General features: G+C 71.0%; 17 protein-coding genes. 5 read left to right on the top strand and 12 right to left on the bottom strand.

What is annotated here, in order from left to right; translation table 11 throughout:
* Positions 1-20: 20 nt before the first annotated feature.
* The 9 genes from purE to mca form a co-directional block, all read right to left on the bottom strand.
* A complete protein-coding gene (gene purE / locus T398_RS04175; protein ID WP_496444712.1) occupies positions 21-512 on the bottom strand; it encodes a 5-(carboxyamino)imidazole ribonucleotide mutase in 492 nt (163 codons plus the stop codon).
* Positions 509-1,690: a 5-(carboxyamino)imidazole ribonucleotide synthase gene (locus tag T398_RS04170; RefSeq protein ID WP_496444710.1), complete on the bottom strand. Its 1,182-nt coding sequence runs from the start codon at positions 1,688-1,690 to the stop codon at positions 509-511. Before T398_RS04170 ends, purE begins: the two co-directional genes overlap by 4 nt.
* Positions 1,691-1,748: 58 nt before the next feature.
* Entirely contained in the window at positions 1,749-3,833 is a 2,085-nt protein-coding gene (locus T398_RS04165) for a thioredoxin domain-containing protein (protein WP_496444708.1), read from the bottom strand.
* 102 nt (positions 3,834-3,935) lie between these two features.
* Positions 3,936-4,124, bottom strand: a complete 189-nt coding sequence (locus tag T398_RS04160; protein WP_496444706.1) for a DUF397 domain-containing protein — start codon at positions 4,122-4,124, stop codon at positions 3,936-3,938.
* A 21-nt stretch (positions 4,125-4,145) separates the two neighbouring features.
* Positions 4,146-4,739, bottom strand: a complete 594-nt coding sequence (locus tag T398_RS04155) for a DUF5753 domain-containing protein (protein ID WP_496444704.1) — start codon at positions 4,737-4,739, stop codon at positions 4,146-4,148.
* A gap of 141 nt (positions 4,740-4,880) precedes the next feature.
* Positions 4,881-5,024, bottom strand: coding sequence for a hypothetical protein (locus tag T398_RS04150; protein WP_496444702.1), 144 nt, complete (start codon positions 5,022-5,024; stop codon positions 4,881-4,883).
* 230 nt (positions 5,025-5,254) lie between these two features.
* A complete protein-coding gene (locus T398_RS04145; RefSeq protein ID WP_496444700.1) occupies positions 5,255-7,426 on the bottom strand; it encodes a putative bifunctional diguanylate cyclase/phosphodiesterase in 2,172 nt (723 codons plus the stop codon).
* 186 nt (positions 7,427-7,612) lie between these two features.
* Entirely contained in the window at positions 7,613-7,912 is a 300-nt protein-coding gene (locus T398_RS04140; RefSeq protein WP_496444698.1) for a hypothetical protein, read from the bottom strand.
* Between the two features lie 66 nt (positions 7,913-7,978).
* Positions 7,979-8,839, bottom strand: coding sequence for a mycothiol conjugate amidase Mca (mca, locus tag T398_RS04135; RefSeq protein ID WP_496444940.1), 861 nt, complete (start codon positions 8,837-8,839; stop codon positions 7,979-7,981).
* A 294-nt stretch (positions 8,840-9,133) separates the two neighbouring features.
* Here mca and T398_RS04130 point away from each other — a divergent pair, with 294 nt between their 5' ends.
* Positions 9,134-9,568, top strand: coding sequence for a DUF4307 domain-containing protein (locus tag T398_RS04130; RefSeq protein ID WP_496444696.1), 435 nt, complete (start codon positions 9,134-9,136; stop codon positions 9,566-9,568).
* Between the two features lie 126 nt (positions 9,569-9,694).
* Positions 9,695-10,192: a transcription elongation factor GreA gene (greA, locus tag T398_RS04125; RefSeq protein ID WP_018218639.1), complete on the top strand. Its 498-nt coding sequence runs from the start codon at positions 9,695-9,697 to the stop codon at positions 10,190-10,192.
* A gap of 97 nt (positions 10,193-10,289) precedes the next feature.
* Here the strand turns inward: greA and ilvA are convergent, their stop codons facing one another.
* From ilvA to T398_RS04110, 3 genes are all read right to left on the bottom strand, one after another.
* Positions 10,290-11,510 carry a threonine ammonia-lyase gene (ilvA, locus tag T398_RS04120; protein ID WP_496444694.1) on the bottom strand — a complete coding sequence of 407 codons (1,221 nt, stop codon included), beginning with the start codon at positions 11,508-11,510 and terminating at the stop codon, positions 10,290-10,292.
* Positions 11,511-11,598: 88 nt separating this feature from the next.
* The gene (locus T398_RS04115) at positions 11,599-13,008 is read right to left on the bottom strand and encodes an amidase (RefSeq protein WP_496444692.1); all 1,410 of its coding nucleotides are present in this window, start codon (positions 13,006-13,008) and stop codon (positions 11,599-11,601) included.
* 19 nt (positions 13,009-13,027) lie between these two features.
* The gene (locus T398_RS04110) at positions 13,028-14,170 is read right to left on the bottom strand and encodes a cystathionine gamma-synthase (protein ID WP_496444690.1); all 1,143 of its coding nucleotides are present in this window, start codon (positions 14,168-14,170) and stop codon (positions 13,028-13,030) included.
* A gap of 57 nt (positions 14,171-14,227) precedes the next feature.
* Here T398_RS04110 and T398_RS04105 point away from each other — a divergent pair, with 57 nt between their 5' ends.
* The 3 genes from T398_RS04105 to T398_RS04095 all read left to right on the top strand — a co-directional run bounded on the left by T398_RS04105 (position 14,228) and on the right by T398_RS04095 (position 17,644).
* On the top strand, positions 14,228-14,638 hold the full coding sequence (locus tag T398_RS04105; protein ID WP_496444938.1) for an HIT family protein: 411 nt from the start codon (positions 14,228-14,230) through the stop codon (positions 14,636-14,638).
* 96 nt (positions 14,639-14,734) lie between these two features.
* On the top strand, positions 14,735-15,403 hold the full coding sequence (gene msrA / locus T398_RS04100; RefSeq protein ID WP_496444688.1) for a peptide-methionine (S)-S-oxide reductase MsrA: 669 nt from the start codon (positions 14,735-14,737) through the stop codon (positions 15,401-15,403).
* 456 nt (positions 15,404-15,859) lie between these two features.
* Entirely contained in the window at positions 15,860-17,644 is a 1,785-nt protein-coding gene (locus T398_RS04095; RefSeq protein WP_496444686.1) for an N-acetylglutaminylglutamine amidotransferase, read from the top strand.

Genomic DNA, 17,644 nt, shown 5'->3' with positions numbered 1-17,644 from the left:
CGGCGACCACCCGTCAGGGGTCAGCTCAGCGAGGCGCGCAGGGCCGCGTTCTTCTCCGCGACCACCTGCTCCAGCTCGGATTGGTACGCCGCCATCCGATCGAGCAGCGCCCGGTCCTCGACACCGAGGATCCGGACCGCGAGCAGACCGGCGTTGCGGGCGTTACCGATCGAGACGGTGGCCACCGGCACGCCGGCGGGCATCTGCACGATGGAGAGCAGCGAATCCATCCCGTCCAGATATTTCAGGGGCACCGGCACCCCGATCACCGGCAGTGGGGTGACCGAGGCGACCATGCCCGGCAGGTGCGCCGCACCCCCCGCCCCGGCGATGATCACCTTTAGGCCACGGTCAGCGGCGTCCCGGCCGTACTCGATCATGCGAACCGGCGTCCGGTGCGCCGAGACCACCTCGACCTCGTACCCGACCCCGAACTCGTCCAGCGTCTCGGCGGCGGCCCGCATCGTCGGCCAGTCCGAATCGCTGCCCATGATCAGCCCGACCGTGCTCATCCGTGCCCCTCCCGCAGCCAACGGGCCGCCCGCGCCGCCCGGCTGCGCACCTCGTCCAGGTTGTCGCCGAGTACGGTGACATGGCCGATCTTGCGACCTGGGCGCACCTGCTTGCCGTACAGGTGCACCTTCGCGCCCGGCTCAGCGGCGAAGAGATGGTGCAGGCGCTCGTCGATGGAGATGCCGCCCGGCGCACCGCCCAGCACGTTCGCCATCACCACCACCGGCGCGGCCAACGAGGTGTCCCCCATCGGGTAGTCGAGCACCGCTCGCAGGTGCTGCTCGAACTGCGAGGTCCGGGCCCCCTCGATGGTCCAGTGCCCGGAGTTGTGCGGCCGCATCGCCAGCTCGTTGACCACGAGGCGGCTGCCCGTCGGCTCGGCCGGGTCGGTCACCTCGAACAACTCGACGGCCAGCAGACCCACCACGCCGAGCTCGGTGGCCAGGTCGATGGCGAGCTGCTGCGCACCGACCGCCAGCTCCTCCGGCAGCTCCGGTGCGGGGGCCAGGACCTCGACGCAGACCCCGTCCCGCTGCACGGTCTCGACCACCGGGTAAGCAGCGACCTGCCCGAACGGAGACCGGGCCACCTGCACCGCCAGCTCCCGGCGCAGCGCCACCCGCTCCTCGGCGATCAGGCGCATCCCGGCGGCCAACAGCGTGGCCGACAGTTCGGCCGCCTCAACCGCATCCCCCACCAGCCACACGCCCCGGCCGTCATAGCCGCCGCGGGCCGCCTTGAGCACCACCGGCCAGCCCACGGCGACACCGAAGGCTTCGAGCTCGGCCGGGGTCTCGACCGGCCGCCAGGCCGGGTTCGGCAGACCCAGCGCCGCGAGACGTTCCCGCATGACCCGCTTGTCCTGGGCGTGCACCAGCGCCCCGGCCGGCGGAAAGAGCTTGACGCCCTCGCCGGCGAGGGCCTGGATGTGCTCGGTGGGAACATGCTCGTGGTCGAAGGTGACCACGTCGCAGCCCTTGGCGAAGGTACGCAGCGCCGCGAGATCAGTGTGCTCGCCGTACTGCACGTCGGCGGCCACCAGGGCGGCGCCGTCGTCGGGAGCGAGCGCGAGCAGGCGCAGCGACTGGCCGAGGGCGATCGCGGCCTGATGGGTCATCCGGGCCAATTGGCCGCCACCCACCATGCCGACAACAGGCAGACCGGTGTGGGAGTCCATAGCCAGGTCAGCGTATCCGGCCAGCGGAGCCAGCCCGCCACCCGGGCCCGCCACCCGCCTACCGGCCCGTCAGCTGCGCCACCAGGTCGTCAACCCCGGTTACCGGCCGGTCGCAGACAAAGCCACGACAGACGTACGCGGTGGACTGCCCGTTGACCAGCTGCCGACCGGCGAGCAGCGGCACCCCGGGCTGGTCCGGCCGCCCCGCCACCACCACGGCACCGGGCGGGGCGTAGCGGTGCGCCGCGTGCACCAACGGCTCACCGACCGGATCGAGAGTCACCACCGCGATCTCGTGCGGGCCGGCGAGCAGCGCCGCACCGGCGGTGGCCGCGTACCCGGTGAAGCGGGCGTGCGCCGCGACGATCGGCGCCACGGTGGCCAGCGCCGCCTCCGCCGCTGCCCGGTAGCGGGTCTCGCCGGTCAACGCCGCGTACGCGACCAGGGCGGCGACGATCGCCGACCGGCCGGACGGGGTGGCGTTGTCGGTGGGGTCCGCGGGCCGGCTGACCAGCCGCTCCGCGTCATCAGCGGTGTCGTAGAAGCTGCCCTGCGGTGCGGCGAACCGCTCCAACGCCACGTCGAGGAGCTGCCCCGCCAGGGTCAGCCACCGTCCCTCGCCGGTCAGCTGGTGCATCGCGCAGAACGCCTCGGCCACGCAGCCGTAGTCCTCCAGGACCCCGGCGGCCTCCCCGACCCGGCCGTCCCGCGAGGTGCGGCGCAGCCGCCCGGCCACGAGGTGCACTTGTGCCAGATGCTCGGCCGCGTCCCGCATGGCGCCGTCGGCGACGATCGTCACGCCCTCCATCAGGTTGGCGTCCGACCCCGGAGCGTCCTCCCCAAAGCTGGCTACGACCTGCTGGAACTCAGCGATCGCGGTGATCGCGAGCCCATTCCAGGCGGCTACCACCTTGTCGTCGCGGGCCGGCTGCGGGCGGGTGTCGCGGACCATCAGCAACCGGTGCGCGATCTCCTGCCAGCGGGACTGCACCTCCGGCGCCGCATCGTCAACGTCCCGGGCCAGCCGGAGCACGCTGGCCGACTGCGCGGCGGCCGCCGCCGGGGTCGGGGCGGCGGCGTGGGGGGTGAACGAGCCCTGCTCGGTGACCGCGAACAGGTCGGCGGCCCACCGGCCGTCCGCCTCGCCGAGGGCCTCGACGAGCTGGGCGGGGGTCCAGACGTAGGTCAGCCCCTCCACCCCGGCGGCATCGGCGTCCAGCGCCGAGGCGAACCCCTCCCCCGGCCGGTGCAGCTCGTCGGCGAGGAAACGGGCCGTGTCCCGGGCCACCCGACGGGCCATCGGGTCACCGGTCAGCCGCCACAGGTGGGTGTAGACCCGCAGCAGCAGGGCGTTGTCGTAGAGCATCTTCTCGAAGTGCGGCACCAACCACTGCCCGTCCACGCAGTAGCGGGCGAAGCCCCCGGCGAGCTGGTCGTACAGGCCGCCCCGGGCCATCGCTTCCGCGGTGTGTCGAACGAGCTCCAGGCTCCGCTGGTCGCCGGTGCGCTGGTACTGCCGCAGCAGGAAGAGCAGGTTCAGGTGCGGCGGAAACTTCGGCGCCCCGCCGAACCCACCGTTCGTCTCGTCGTACTCCGCGCCGAGCCGGTCGGCGGCGGCGGCGAGCAGGTCGGCGGTGAACGGGGCGGCCGGACCCCCGACCGCCTGGGCACCGCCAATCGCCTCGACGACCGCGGCACCCTGCTGGAGCACAGCGCTGCGCTGGTCCCGCCAGGCGGTGGTGACCGACTGGAGCAGCCGGAGGAAGTTGGGCTTCGGGAAGTAGGTGCCGCAGAAGAACGGGGTTCCGTCCGGGGCGGCGAAGACGGTCATGGGCCAGCCGCCCTGCCCGGTCATGGCCTGGGTCGCGGTCAGGTAGACGGCGTCTACGTCCGGACGCTCCTCGCGGTCTACTTTGATCGCCACGAAGCCCTCGTTCAGCAGCGCGGCCACCTGCTCGTCGGCGAAGGACTCGTGCGCCATGACGTGACACCAGTGGCAGGCGGCGTAACCGACCGAAATCATGATCGGGACGTCTCGGCGGCGGGCCTCGGCGAACACCTCCGCGCACCACGGCCACCAGTCCACAGGGTTGGTGGCGTGCTGGAGTAGGTACGGCGACTGGGAGCTTGCCAGTCGGTTCATGGAGCCGATCCTGCCACAAGAGGAGTGCGCCACCGGAGCATGCCTCGTCAGGCAACAGAGGAGGCCCCTCAGCTTCGCGCTGAGGGGCCTCCTGCGTTGCGGTCAGTGCTGCTTGACGAAGCCGACGAACGCCGTCCAGGCGGCCGGCTCGAACGTAAGCACCGCCCCCTGCCTGTCCTTGCTGTCGCGAACGCCGACAGGGCCGGGTAGATTGTCGGCAACCTCGACGCAGTTGCCGGAGTTCCCGCTACGGGTTGACTTGCGCCATACGGCGCGGGTCAGGTCATACATGCCCGCGCCTCCCTTCGTTGCTCATGTGGTCAGGTCCTTCATGATCTTGTGCAGCGTTTCACGTGACTGGTCTGGCGATAAAGCCTCCGCGCGGATCTGTTCGTATGCCGCCGCGTACGCGGCAACCTCGGCGGGCTGCTCCAAGTAGAGCGCGCCAAGGAGCGTATCGACGTACACGACACGATCGTCTACCGCTCGCGGGTAGGGCTCAGGGAACGGCGGGAAGTCCAGGATCACGAAGGCTCCGTTGAGGCCGGCGTGGGCCCCGGCATCGAAGGGCAACACCAGCACCTGGGTCTGCGGCTGTTCAGCCACCTGTAGCAGATGCTCGATCTGCGCCCGCATCACCCGCCGTCCGCCCATGACGCGCCGTAGCGCCCCCTCATCAATCACGACCAAGAGTTGCGGTGGGTCGCCGTTGGTCAGCAGTGCTTGCCGCTCCATCCGAAGCGCCACCTCACGGTCGATCACCTCTGAGCGGCGTGGCATCGCGCCTGGCCCTGCCAGCCGGCTCGATTGTCTTTGCTCGTGGAGTTCAAGGACGACCGGACCGCGCTCCTCATCTTCCTGAGCGGCCTTATGGCCGAAGCGCGTGACCAGTTCGCACAGCTCCATGACCAAGCGGTGCCACCAGACTTGACCGAGAGATTCCTTACCTGGGCCCGAGCCAGACCCTCGGACTGACGTTGCACCCACCCGAATGAGGAGGGCCCCGGTGCCGCTGGCGGCAACCAGCAGTACCGGGACCCTTCTCACCTATGCGGGTACCGGTACCGGTACGTCCAGTTTCTCGATCAGCCGGCGGGCGCGGTCGGGACCGGTTCCCAGTACCGCCGCCACCCGCTTCACGCCGAGGGTGCCGGCGCCGGTCAGCACCTCCTTGGGGTTCTTCTCGATCATGTCCGTCAGCCTGTCCTTCAGTACCTTGTCGCTGGCCAGGTCGGCGCGCGAGCTGGTACCGGCACCTGGGGCGGTGCTGGGCCTCGGCCTGACGGGGCGATTCCGGCGCTCAGGTACCGCCGCGGCTAGAGGCGACGCCTGCTTCACCGGCACCGACTTCGGCACCCGGGCACGATCGTCAGTACCTTCGCGTCCGCCGGGACCGGGAAGACCGTACTTACTCCGGACGGTCAGGAGGCGCCGTCGGCCCGGAGGGGAACAACCCGGGAGCGCGCCCCGTTGACCAGAGCACCGAGGACCGCACCGATCTTGTCGGCCGGCATGGGCTTGAAGAAGTGGTAGCCCTGGGCGGCCGTGCAGCCAAGTTCGGCCAGCGCGCTGCGCTGCTCGGCGGTCTCCACCCCCTCGGCAACCACCCGTAGTCCCAACTGCTGGCCCAGCCCCACCGTGGTGCGCACGATCGCCGCCGCCTCCGGCGAGTCGGCCATCCGGAGCACGAAGGAACGGTCCACCTTCAACTCGTCCACGGCGACCCGGGTGAGGAAGGTCAACGACGAGAACCCGGTGCCGAAGTCGTCCACGGCCAACTGCACGCCCATCGCGCGCAGCGCGCCGAGCACCTCGTCGATCACCTCCAGCTCACTCATCACCACCGTCTCGGTGATCTCCAGGACGAGCCGCCGCGCCGGCACCCGGTGGCGGCGCAGCGCATCCGCGATCTCGGTCGGCAGTCGCCGGTCGAGCAGGCTACGGGCGGAGAGGTTCACCGAGATCGGCAGGTCCAGCCCGTCCCGGGCCCACTGCGCCGCCACACCGAGCGCCTTGTCCAGCACGTACCGGGTGAAGGTGCCCAGTTGCTCGCTGTTCTCCACCGGACGGATGAACTCGTGCGGGTTGAGCAAGCCGCGTCGGGGGTGCCGCCAGCGGATCAGTGCCTCCACCCCGGTCGGCGCCCCGGTGGCCAGGTCCACCGCCGGTTGCAGGACCAGCACCAGCTGGTCGTCGGCGGCCAACGCCTCGCGCAGCTCGGCCAGGAGCGCGAGCCGGTCGGTGCTGGTGGCGTCCCGCGCGGAGTCGTACGCGGCGACGCAGCCACTGCCCTCCTTCGCCTGGTACATCGCGATGTCCGCCCGGCGTAGCAGCTCCGCCATGTCGGCGGTGCCGGCGCCGGCGACCACCACCCCGACGGCGGCTTCCACGGACATTCGGACCCCCGCCACCTCGGTGGGGGCGGCGAGCCGTTCGGTGATCTCCCGGGCCTGGCGCAGCGTGTACGCCATCGGGGCGGCGCTGTCGCCGGGCACCGAGGTCAACAGGAGGGCGAACTCGTCGCCGCCGAGCCGGCCCAGCAGGTCTCCGCTGCGGGCCAGTCCGCCCAGCCGGTCGGCGGTCAGCCGGAGTAGCTGGTCACCGGCCGCGTGCCCGAGCGTGTCGTTGACCTCCTTGAACCGGTTGATGTCCAGCAGCAGTAACGCCACCGGCCGGTCCCGGGCCAACTGCCGCAGCACCTGGTCTCCCTTGCTGAGCATGGCCGTCCGGTTGGCCAGGCCGGTCAGCGCGTCACTCGCCGCCGCCGTCGCGATCCCCCGCTCGTCGCGGTGATCGAGGGCGGCGGTCGCCTCGGCGAAGGCCCGCCAGGCGCGTCGATCCCGATCGACGCGGAGCTGGTGGCGGTAGGTCTGCTGGAGCAGCCAGAGCGGCAGCGGGAGGATCAACAACCAACGTGGGTCGACCTCGATGAGGGCCACCACGACCAGGCCCACCACCACGTTCCCGACGAACATCATCAGTTTGCCGCGCAGCGCCTCCCCCAGCAGGACACCCGTTGGGAGGCCGTGGTGCAGGTTGCGGGTGACCGCATCCAGCCCGACACAGACGAGCAGGTAGGTGACCGCACCCGCGAGCATCGCGAACGCAAGCGGTGGGGTCGGTGTCGCCAGCAGCGGCCGCCCCAGCAGGGTGGTGACGAACCCGGCCAACGCCGCCGCCACGGTCAGCGACGATGCGATCCGGGCGATCTCCACCGGCCGCCGGCGGGTACCGAGTAACGACATCCCCGACCAGGCCAGACCAGCGCCGAGCAGGGTGGCCGCCGGAATCCAGCCGGCGGGCACCTGGTGGAGGCAGATGACGAGCGCGGCCTCGCCCCAGGTGAGGCTGACCGCTCCCGCCGCAGCCCGGAACTGGAGTTGGGCGAGCTGCGCGAATGCGAACGCCGTGACCGCGAACCCGAAGCGGGCGAGGCCGCCAAGCGGGTCGTCGCTGGGCAGGCCGCTTGGCGCGGTGACCGCAGCCACGGCTGCCACCAAGGCCGTCACCAGCACTGCCGCCGTGAACGCGCGGGCCCGCTGTGACCGGCCGGAGGGACCTGCCCGCGACTGGCCGGGCAGCGCGGTGGTCACCACCCCGCTCCGGCCCCGAGCTCTCCGGCAGTGCGACGGGCAGCGTCAGCTGCGCTGGTCATCGGCGCCCCCTCCTGCCCAGGCCGACGAAACTTTCCGTCCCCGGCGGGAAGGCTAGGCCAATACCGGTTACCGCAACAGGGGGCTGGGGTGCCGATAGTCGTGAATCATGCGGCCAGGGCCCGTTCAGGGCTGCTGGGGCCCGGTGCCAGATCTCAGCGATGAATCCCGCGCCGGGGTGCCACCGGTCGCCTCACTGGCTGCCGCAGCCGGAGCGCCGGACGCAACGGAGCCAGCCGCAGCGGAGTCGGAGGCGGACGGAAACTGGTCGGGCAGTCGGCGCAGTCGGGCATTCATGTTGCGGATCAACAGAATGGTGGCGGTCGCCAGCACGAGAATCAGGAACAGGCCCATCGGGCCGGCCAGCCCGCCCGTGCGGGTGTTCCCGAAGTTGTTTTGGGCGAGCACCTCAGCGGCGGTAAGCATGGCGTCCTCCGTTGCGCGAGTGGTGACCAGCCTAGCCCGCCCCCGGGGCAGGGCCGATGGACCCCCTCATCGGGGTACGCCGGGCTCGGCAATGCCAGCGAACAGGTCCGACTCGGGCAGGGGGCTGTCGACCAGGGACCGGACGAGTTGGAAGTCCTCCGTGGGCCAGGCGCGCTGTTGCACCTCCATCGGCACCTGGAACCAGAACCCGTCCGGGTCGATCTGGGTGGCGTGCGCGCGCAACGCGTCGTCGCGGACCGGGAAATATTCGGCGCACCCCACCCGGGTGGTGATTCTGGGGCCCTTGTCCGTCCGGCCCTCCCAACGCGTGAGCCACTCCCCGTACGGCGACTCGAAACCGGCGGCGAGCAGCGCCTCGTGCAGCACCAGGATCTTGCCCTTGGAGAAGACGATGTCGTAGTAGAGCTTGAACGGCTGCCAGGGCTCGCCGAGCTCGGGGTAACGCTCGGCGTCACCGGCGGCGTCGAAGGCCGCGACGCTGATCTTGTGAGTCATGATGTGGTCGGGGTGGGGGTAGCCGCCCTCCTCGTCGTAGGTGGTGACGACGTGCGGACGGAACTCCCGCATCAGGCGCACCAGCGGGCCGGCGGCCTCGGCCACGTCCTGCAGGGCGAAGCAGCCCTCCGGCAACGGTGGCAGCGGGTCCCCCTCCGGCAGCCCCGAGTCCACGAAGCCGAGCCAGGCCTGCTCGATACCGAGAATGGCCCGCGCGGCGTCCATCTCGGCACGGCGGATGTCAGCGATGTTGGCCCAGACGTCGGGCCGGTCCATCTTGGGATTGAGCACGCTCCCCCGCTCGCCGCCGGTGCACGTCACAACCAGGACGTCCACCCCCTCGGCCACGTACTTCGCGGTGGTCGCGGCGCCCTTGCTCGACTCGTCGTCCGGGTGTGCGTGGACGGCCATGAGTCGCAGTCGCTCTGCCAAGGTAGGCGCTCCTCATCTCTGCCCCGGCGGTCCTGCCCGGGCCGCTCGGCTACGGAACCTTTCCCCGCCGTCGTGCCGCCCACCGCGGACACCCGCACCCCTGGGCACTCCACCGGCGCTGACCTGCGATGCTTACGGCGCTGCTGGAGCTCCCACAGCGCCGGACGTGTCCATGGTGCGTGACGTGCCGGACGGCTGGGAGAATGAACCTGCCACTCTTACCAAACCATTCTTGCTGATGGCCCCGACAACGATGCCAGGAGAGGCCCGCCGGTGAGCGAGACGCACGCCACACATTCAGCCGGCGCGCCGGTGTTCCCACCCGGCCGGTACGGCCGGCGGCGGGAACGCCGCCGGCGCCGCCCAGTGCTGACCGCGCTGGTGGGGCTCGCCCTGGTGGCGGCCCTCGGCACGATCGTGGTCCGGCTCTACCAGCAGTACGGCGGGCTGGAGTACGACGCGACCGTGATCACCTATACCGAGATCACCGACTCCCAGGTGCTGATCGACTTCCGGGTCACCGTACCCCCGGGCGGGTCGGCGGTCTGCGTGTTGCGGGCCCGGGACCGGGACGGCGCCCAGGTGGCCCGGGAGCAGGTCACGGTGACCGCCCGGCCCGACGAGCGGGAGGTACGCGCACAGCACCGCCTGGTGACCGAGGGACGCCCTTTCATCGGCGAGGTACTTCGCTGTCGTCGCCTGGCCTGACCTGCTCTGACGGCCGCGGCGGGGCGGCGGGCGAGGGGTTGGACGTTGATCGTCGGGCCGACGACGTCGGCGGGCACTGGTAACTTGGAATTTCACCTGCCGCCAGCACGACTGAGGAGATCGCCTGTGTCCACTGGCAACGAGGCGCCCGCCACCTGGCTGTCCCAGGAGGCGCACGACCGCCTCCAGGCGGAGCTCGACGCATTGATCGCCAATCGGCCGGTCATCGCCGCCGAGATCAACGCCCGGCGCGAGGAGGGTGACCTGCGGGAAAACGGCGGCTACCACGCCGCCCGCGAGGAACAGGGCAAGGCCGAGGGACGAATCGTCTACCTGAAGGAGCTACTCCGCACCGCTCAGGTGGGCGAGGCACCGACTGCCGACACGGTCGCACCGGGCATGGTAGTAACGATCTACTTCGATGACGACAAGGATGACACCGAGCGTTTCCTGCTCGGTTCCCGCGAGATCTCGTCGACCACCGAGCTGACGGTCTACAGCCCCGAGTCCGCCATCGGGCAGGCGATCCTGGGCTGCCGCCCGGGCCAGACCTGCACCTACACCGCACCCAGCGGCGCGGATATCAAGGTGACCGTGGTTGCCTTCGAGCCCTTCGGCGGCTGAGGGCAGCGACTGGACCACCCGTTTCGACGTGCCGGTGGCCCCGGGCCACCGGCACGTCGGGGTTTTCGGGCTCCGGCGGAGCGCGGGCTGGGCGGCCTCACGCCTCGCCGGCGAAAACCACCTGGTAGCCACTCGCCCGCAGCACGCTGATCAGCGTGTCCGAATGTTCGGTGCCGCGGGTCTCCACCGACAGCGCCACCTCGACCTCGCCGAGCCGCAGGTGCGGGTTGGCCCGCTGGTGCTCGACGTCCACGACGTTCGCCCGCTGCTCGGCGATCTCGCTGAGCAACAGGGCAAGCTGGCCCGGTCGATCCGAGCAGCGGACGGTGACCCGCAGATAGCGCCCGGCCGCCGCGAGCCCGTGCTCGATCACCCGCAGCATCAGTAGCGGATCGATGTTGCCACCGGAGAGCACCGTCACCACCGGCGGCTCGACGTCAACCACGCCGGCCAGCAGCGCCGCCGCCCCCACCGCACCGGCCGGCTCGACCACCTGCTTGCCCCGCTCCAACAACATCAGCAACGTCCGGGAGATGTCCTCCTCGCGCACGGTCACGACCTCGTCGACCAACGCGCGGACGTGCCGGAAGGTCAGCGCACCGGGACAGCCGACGGCGATTCCGTCCGCGATCGTGCCGAACGACGGCAGCCGCACCGGCTCACCCGCGGCCAGTGAGGGCGGGAAGGCGGCGGCGCTGGCCGCCTGCACCCCGACGACCCGTACGTCTGGGCGCAACGCCTTCACCGCGACCCCGATGCCGGAGACCAGTCCGCCGCCCCCCACCCCGGTGACGATCGTGCGGACCTCCGGGCACTGTTCGAGGAGCTCCAGCGCCACCGTGCCCTGCCCCGCGATCACATCGCGGTGGTCGAACGGGTGGATCAGCGTTGCCCCGGTGCGCTCGGCGTAGGTCTGCGCGGCCACCAGCGACTCGTCAACCGTGCTACCGGCGAGTTCGACCTGCGCGCCGTACCCCTTGGTGGCCTCCACCTTCGGCAACGGTGCGTTCACCGGCATGAACACGGTGGCGTCCGTGCCGACCAGGCCGGCAGCGAGCGCCACCCCCTGGGCATGGTTGCCGGCGCTGGCCGCGACCACACCGTTGGCGCGCTCCGCCGCCGACAGCCGGGAGATCCGCACAAAAGCCCCCCGCACCTTGTACGAGCCAGCTCGCTGGAGGTTCTCGCATTTGAGCCACACCGGCCCGCCGAGCGCCTCGCTGAGGGGACGGGACGGTTCCAATGGGGTGGTACGAACGACACCGGCGAGTAGCTCCCGCGCGGCCCGTACGTCGTCCAGGCCGACCAATTTCGTCATGCCCTGATCGTGCCACCCGCCCCGACCAGCGCCGGGCCTGGCCACCGCCGCCGGTCCCCGCCGTGGTGGTGGTCCGCCGGCGGATGCGTCACCCGGCAGCCGGGGAGGGCATCTCGCCCCGGGGATAGCCATTGGCGTGGCGGGCCCAGGGGGCCTGCATCTCGAACTGGCCGGCCACCCCGAGCAACAGGAGCTCGGACCCGGGCGGACCGACCAGCTGGACCGCCACCGGCAGCCCGTCCGGACGACGCCCCACCGGCACCACCAGCGCGGGTAGTCCGGCGAGATTCCACGGTGCGGTGTACGGGGCGTAACGAAGGTTGGCCAGTACGTTCGCCGGCCAGGAGCGAGCCGACCAGCTGATCGCCGCCGGGGGGATGCTCGCCAGGGCCGGGGTGAGCAGCAGGTCGATCGAGTGGTCGGTGAAGAGCCCGATCGAGCGCTCCCGCCAGTCCGCCCGGTCGGCCGGGCGGACGTAACCCCGGCGCTGCACCCACTCCCCGAGCCGGACGTGCCGGCGGTTGCGCTTCTGCAGGCTCCGCCGGTCCAGACCGGCGGCCTGGACATCCGCGGCGGCCGCGGCGAACCAGGTGGCGAGGCCCTGCAGGCCGAGCGCCGTCGAGTAGTTCGGGTCGGCAGGCACGGTGTCGTGCCCGGCGGCGGCGAGCAGTCGGCCGGCGGCGGCGACCGCGTCCCGGTTCGACGCGTCCGGCGAGATGCCCCGCACCGGGGAGCGCAGGGACACGCCGACCCGAAGCCGGGCCGGCGGGACAAGCTTCTCCTGCCGCCGGCCGGCGAGCGTCTGAAAACCGACCGCCGCGTCGGCGACGGTGGTGGTCAGCATCCCGTGCTCGGTGAGGCCGAACCAGTCGTCCGCGCCGAGTTGGCAGGGCACCACCCCGCGCCCGGGCTTGAGGCCGACCAGACCGCAGCAGGCCGCCGGAATCCGGATCGACCCGAGCCCGTCGTTGCCGTGCGCGATCGGCACCAGCCCCGCGGCCACCGCCGCGGCCGACCCCCCGGACGAGCCGCCGGGGGTACGGCCGCGGTCCCACGGGTTTCGGGTCACCGCGGTCGCGTCGTCGGTCACCCCCCACAGGCCCAGCTCCGGCATCCGGGTGACGCCGAGAATCACCGCGCCCGCACCGCGCAGCCGCCGGACCACCTCGTGGTCGGCCTCCGCCACCGGGGTCTGTGCGGCAGCCGAACCGTTCCAGGTGGGCAGTCCGGCGACTGCGGTGTTCTCCTTGACCGCCACCGGCACCCCGGCCAGCGGAAGGTCAGCCAGGTCCTCCAGCTCGTCGACCTTCTCCGCCTCGGTGACCGCCGCACCGGCACGTACCCGCCGGAACGCGGCCAGGTCGGGGTCGACCCGGGCGAGGTGGTCGAGATGGTCGGCGATGACCTGGGTGGCGGAGATGTCACCGCGGCGCACGCCGCGGGCGATCTGCTTGGCAGTCGCCCCCACCCAGGTCGGCACGATCTCCTGCACGGCCACCCTCCCCCAGCCCCTGCGATCAGCCCAGCGCCTGCTCCAGATCAGCCAGCAGGTCGTCTACCGTCTCAATGCCGACAGACAGTCGCACGAGATCGCCGGGAACTTCAAGCGGCGAGCCGGCCGCACCGGCGTGGGTCATCCGACCCGGATGCTCGATCAGGGACTCCACCCCGCCGAGCGACTCGGCGAGCACGAACAGCTTCGCCCGGTTACAGATCTCTACGGCCCGCTCCGCGCCGCCGGCGGCGCGGAAGGAGACCATCCCGCCGAAGCGCCGCATCTGCTTCACGGCCACCTCGTACCCGGGGTGGGTGGGCAGGCCGGGGTAGCTGACCGAGGCGACCGACGGGTGCCCGTCCAGGAAGGTGGCGATCCGCTCGGCGTTGTCGCAGTGCCGATCCATGCGTACGCCGAGGGTCTTGATCCCGCGCAGGGTGAGCCAGGCGTCGAACGGCCCGTTGATCGCACCCATCGCGTTCTGGTGATAACCCAGCTCGGCACCGAGCTCGGGGTCGGCGACGACCAGCGCCCCACCGACCACGTCGGAGTGTCCACCGATGTACTTGGTGGTTGAGTGCACGACGACGTCGGCACCGAAGGCGATCGGCTGCTGCAGGTACGGGGAGGCGAAGGTGTTGTCCACCACGAGCAACGCCCCCGCCTCGTGGGCGATCGCCGCGAGGGCGGCGATGTCGGCGATGCCGAGCAACGGGTTGGTGGGGGTCTCCACCCAGACGATCTTCGTCTGGCCCGGCCGGATCGCGGCCCGGACCGCGTCGGGGTCGGCGACCCGGGCCGGGGTGTAGGACAGGCCCCAGCGCTCGGCGACCCGGGCGAAGAGCCGGTAGGTGCCGCCGTAGGCGTCGTCCGGGATGACCACGTGGTCGCCGGGGGCGCAGACCGCCCGCAGCAGCGTGTCCTCGGCGGCGAGGCCACTGGCGAAGGCGAGACCGACGGCGCCGCCTTCCAGCGCGGCCAGGCACTCCTGCAGGGCGTCCCGGGTCGGGTTGCCGGAGCGGCTGTACTCGTAGCCCTGGCGCGGCGCGCCGACGGCGTCCTGCGCGTACGTGCTGGTCTGGTAAATCGGGGGGATCACCGCACCGGTGCGGGCCTCTGGGGCCTGACCGGCGTGGATGGCGAGCGTCTCGAAGCCGTTACTCATGACCGGAACGTTAGTCGGGCCCGGTCTGGGCTACCCTGCCGAGGGATGAACGGATGCGTGTTCTGCGGGATCGTGGCGGGCGAGGTGCCGGCGTTCCGGGTCGTGGACGAGCCCGGTGGCGTGGCCTTCCTGGACACCCGGCCGGTGTTCAAGGGCCACCTGCTCGTGGTGCCGCGTCCCCACCTGGTCACGCTGGCGGACCTGCCCGCTCCGGCGCTGCCGGGCTACTTCGGGTTGGTCCGCCGGCTCGCCGTCGCGGTTGAGGCCGGGCTGGGTGCGGGCGGCACGTTCGTGGCGATGAACAACAAGGTGTCGCAATCGGTTCCGCACCTGCACACCCATGTGGTGCCGCGGACGAGGGGCGACGGGCTGCGCGGCTTCTTCTGGCCCCGCACCCGCTACCGGGACGACGCCGAGGCGGCCGGCCACGCCGACCGGATCCGCGCGGCGCTGCCGGGTTCCGCCTGAGCGCCACCATCGCGGGGTAGGGCAGCCGTCGGCGCGGGTAAGGAAGCCGGGCCGGCCGGCGTTGCAGCCGGGGAAGGGTATGAGAGGAGTCCCATCGTGTTCCTGCGCCGTACGAAGGCCCAACTGATCAGCCCGGAGGAGGCCCTGCCCGGCCGCCCGGTCGCGTCACCGGTCACCGACCCGCACGAGGTATTGGGCACCCCGCTGACGGGTCCGTTCCCCGACGGAACCGAGGTCGCCGTCTTCGGGATGGGTTGTTTCTGGGGTGCCGAGCGGCTGTTCTGGACGCTGCCCGGCGTGCTCACCACCTCGGTGGGCTACGCGGGCGGCTACACGCCGAACCCGTCGTACGACGAGGTCTGCTCCGGCCGGACCGGGCACGCCGAGGTCGTCCAGGTCAGCTACGACCCGACGAAGATCACATACGAGGACCTGTTGAAGGTCTTCTGGGAGAACCACGACCCGACCCAGGGCATGCGGCAGGGCAACGACACGGGCACCCAGTACCGGTCGGCGATCTACCCGACCACCGACGAGCAGCTGACCACCGCGCTGGCGTCCCGCGACGCGTTCGCACCGGTCGTGGCCCGCGCCGGCAAGGGCGAGATCACCACGGAGATCAGCCCACTCGGCGACTACTACCTCGCCGAGGGGCACCACCAGCAGTACCTCGCGCCGACCAAGAATCCCGGCGGCTACTGCAACCACGGCCCCACCGGGCTCAGCTTCTGCGCCCCTTCCGACCAACCGGCAAACCGAGACTGACCAGGTAGAGGTGCGGGAGGGGCCGCGGCGGCCACAACGCCCCTCCTGCATTCCCACCGTGCGTCCTCGGCGCCGGCCTAGCTTGAGCTGGTGACACGTGCCCGGAATGCGGAGCATGGCCCATCGACAGCCTCCATCAGTCGGATCACGACGGGTCCCGGTGGAAGAGCCCAGCCTGTCCAACTTGAGCCATCTCCGCCGCCAGCCGAGGCGACCACGGTGGGTCACTCATGCCGACGACGCGCCCGGAATATCGGATTCCATAAATGGGTCAATCATCACATGGGGTGACGGGAACAGATCCTCGCAGAGTGACCACGCGTGACACGAAGTGCCACCCTCACCCCATGAACCGTAACTCTGCGCAGTGGAAGACGGGAATTCTAGCAACCCTTTTACACGACCGTCATAGTCTCAACAGGCTAATCGCAATATCCTCTGGCAGCATGGGCTGACATGTGCGGACTTGCGGGAGAGTTTCGCCGTGATGGTTCCCGGGCCGACGTGGCCGCGGTGGAGCGCATGGCAGCCACGATGAGTGACCGAGGGCCGGACGGCAGCGGGGTGTGGGCACAGGGAGCGATCGCCCTGGGACACCGCCGCCTTAAGATCATCGACCTCTCGGCCGCCAGTGGCCAACCCGTCGTGGACGCCGCCACCGGCCTGACCGGAGTCTTCAACGGCTGCATCTACAACTACCGGGAACTACGGACGGAACTGCAGGCCAAGGGGCACCACTTCTTCTCCTCCGGAGACAGCGAGGTGGTGGTCAAGGCGTACGCCGAATGGGGCCTTGACTTCGTTGACCACCTCGTCGGCATGTTCGCCGTGGCGATCACCGAGCGGGACACCGGCCGACTCGTGCTGGCCCGGGACCGGCTCGGCATCAAGCCGCTCTACCTGGCCGAAACGCCGGGTGTGGTCCGCTTCGCCAGCACCCTGCCGGCGCTACTGGCCGGCGGCGGCGTCAACACCGAGATCGACCCGGTCGCGCTGGCGCACTACCTGAGCTTCCACAGCATCGTGCCGCCCCCGCGCACCATCCTGCGCGGGGTGGCCAAGCTCCCCCCGGCCACCATCCGGGTCTACGAGCCGGACGGCCGCAGCCACGAGCGGGTCTACTGGAATCCGTCCTTCACCCGGAACCCCGAACGCGCCGGCTGGTCGGCCCAGGACTGGCAGGACGCCCTGCTGGGCTCGCTGACCACCGCCGTACGGCGACGGATGGTCGCCGACGTACCGGTCGGCGTGCTGCTCTCCGGCGGCCTGGACTCGAGCCTGGTGGTGGCCCTACTCGCCGGGGAGGGCCAGCGCGGCCTCTCCACCTTCTCCATCGGCTTCGACTCGGTCGGGGGGCGGGAGGGTGACGAATTCCGCTACTCGGACCTGGTGGCGAAGACCTTCGACAGTGACCACCACCAGATCCGCGTCCCGTCGCAGGACCTGGTGCCGCCGCTGGAGGCGGCGGTCGCCGCGATGAGCGAGCCGATGGTCAGCCATGACTGCGTCGCGTTCTACCTGCTCAGCCAGGAGGTGGCCCGACACGTCAAGGTCGTCCAGTCCGGTCAGGGCGCGGACGAGATCCTGGGCGGCTACCACTGGTACCCGCCGCTGGCGCAGGTCGCGCGGGAGGAGGCGCTCGACACGTACGCCCGGGCGTTCTTCGACCGGGACGCGGCCGGGCTGGCGCGCGTACTCAACCCGGCCTGGCTGGCCGACGGGGACCCGGCACGCGAGTTCGTCGCCGCCCACCTGGCCCAGGCCGGGGCGCAGACCGCGGTCGACGCCGGCCTGCGGATCGACACGCAGATCATGCTGACCGACGACCCGGTGAAGCGGGTCGACAACATGACCATGGCACACGGGCTGGAGGCCCGGGTCCCGTTCCTCGACCACGAGTTCGTGGAGCTCGCGGCGACCTGCCCGCCGGAGCTGAAGCTGGCCCAGGGCGGCAAGGGCGTGCTCAAGGAGATCGGCCGGCGGGTCCTGCCGCACGAGGTCATCGACCGGCCGAAGGGCTACTTCCCGGTTCCGGGCCTCACCCACCTGGAGGGCAAGCTCCTCGACCGGGTCCGCGACGCGCTCTCCGCGCCGGAGGCTCGCCGGCGAGGGCTGTACCGCACCGACTACGTCAACGCGCTGCTCGACGACCCGAACGCCGAACTGACCCCGTTGAACGGAAACAAGCTGTGGCAACTCGGACTCCTGGAAATGTGGCTCCAGAACCACGGAATCGGTTGA

The organism is Salinispora goodfellowii (genome assembly GCF_059570675.1).
Note: the sequence above shows the minus strand (reverse complement) of the source record. Positions and strands in the feature narration are given on the sequence as shown.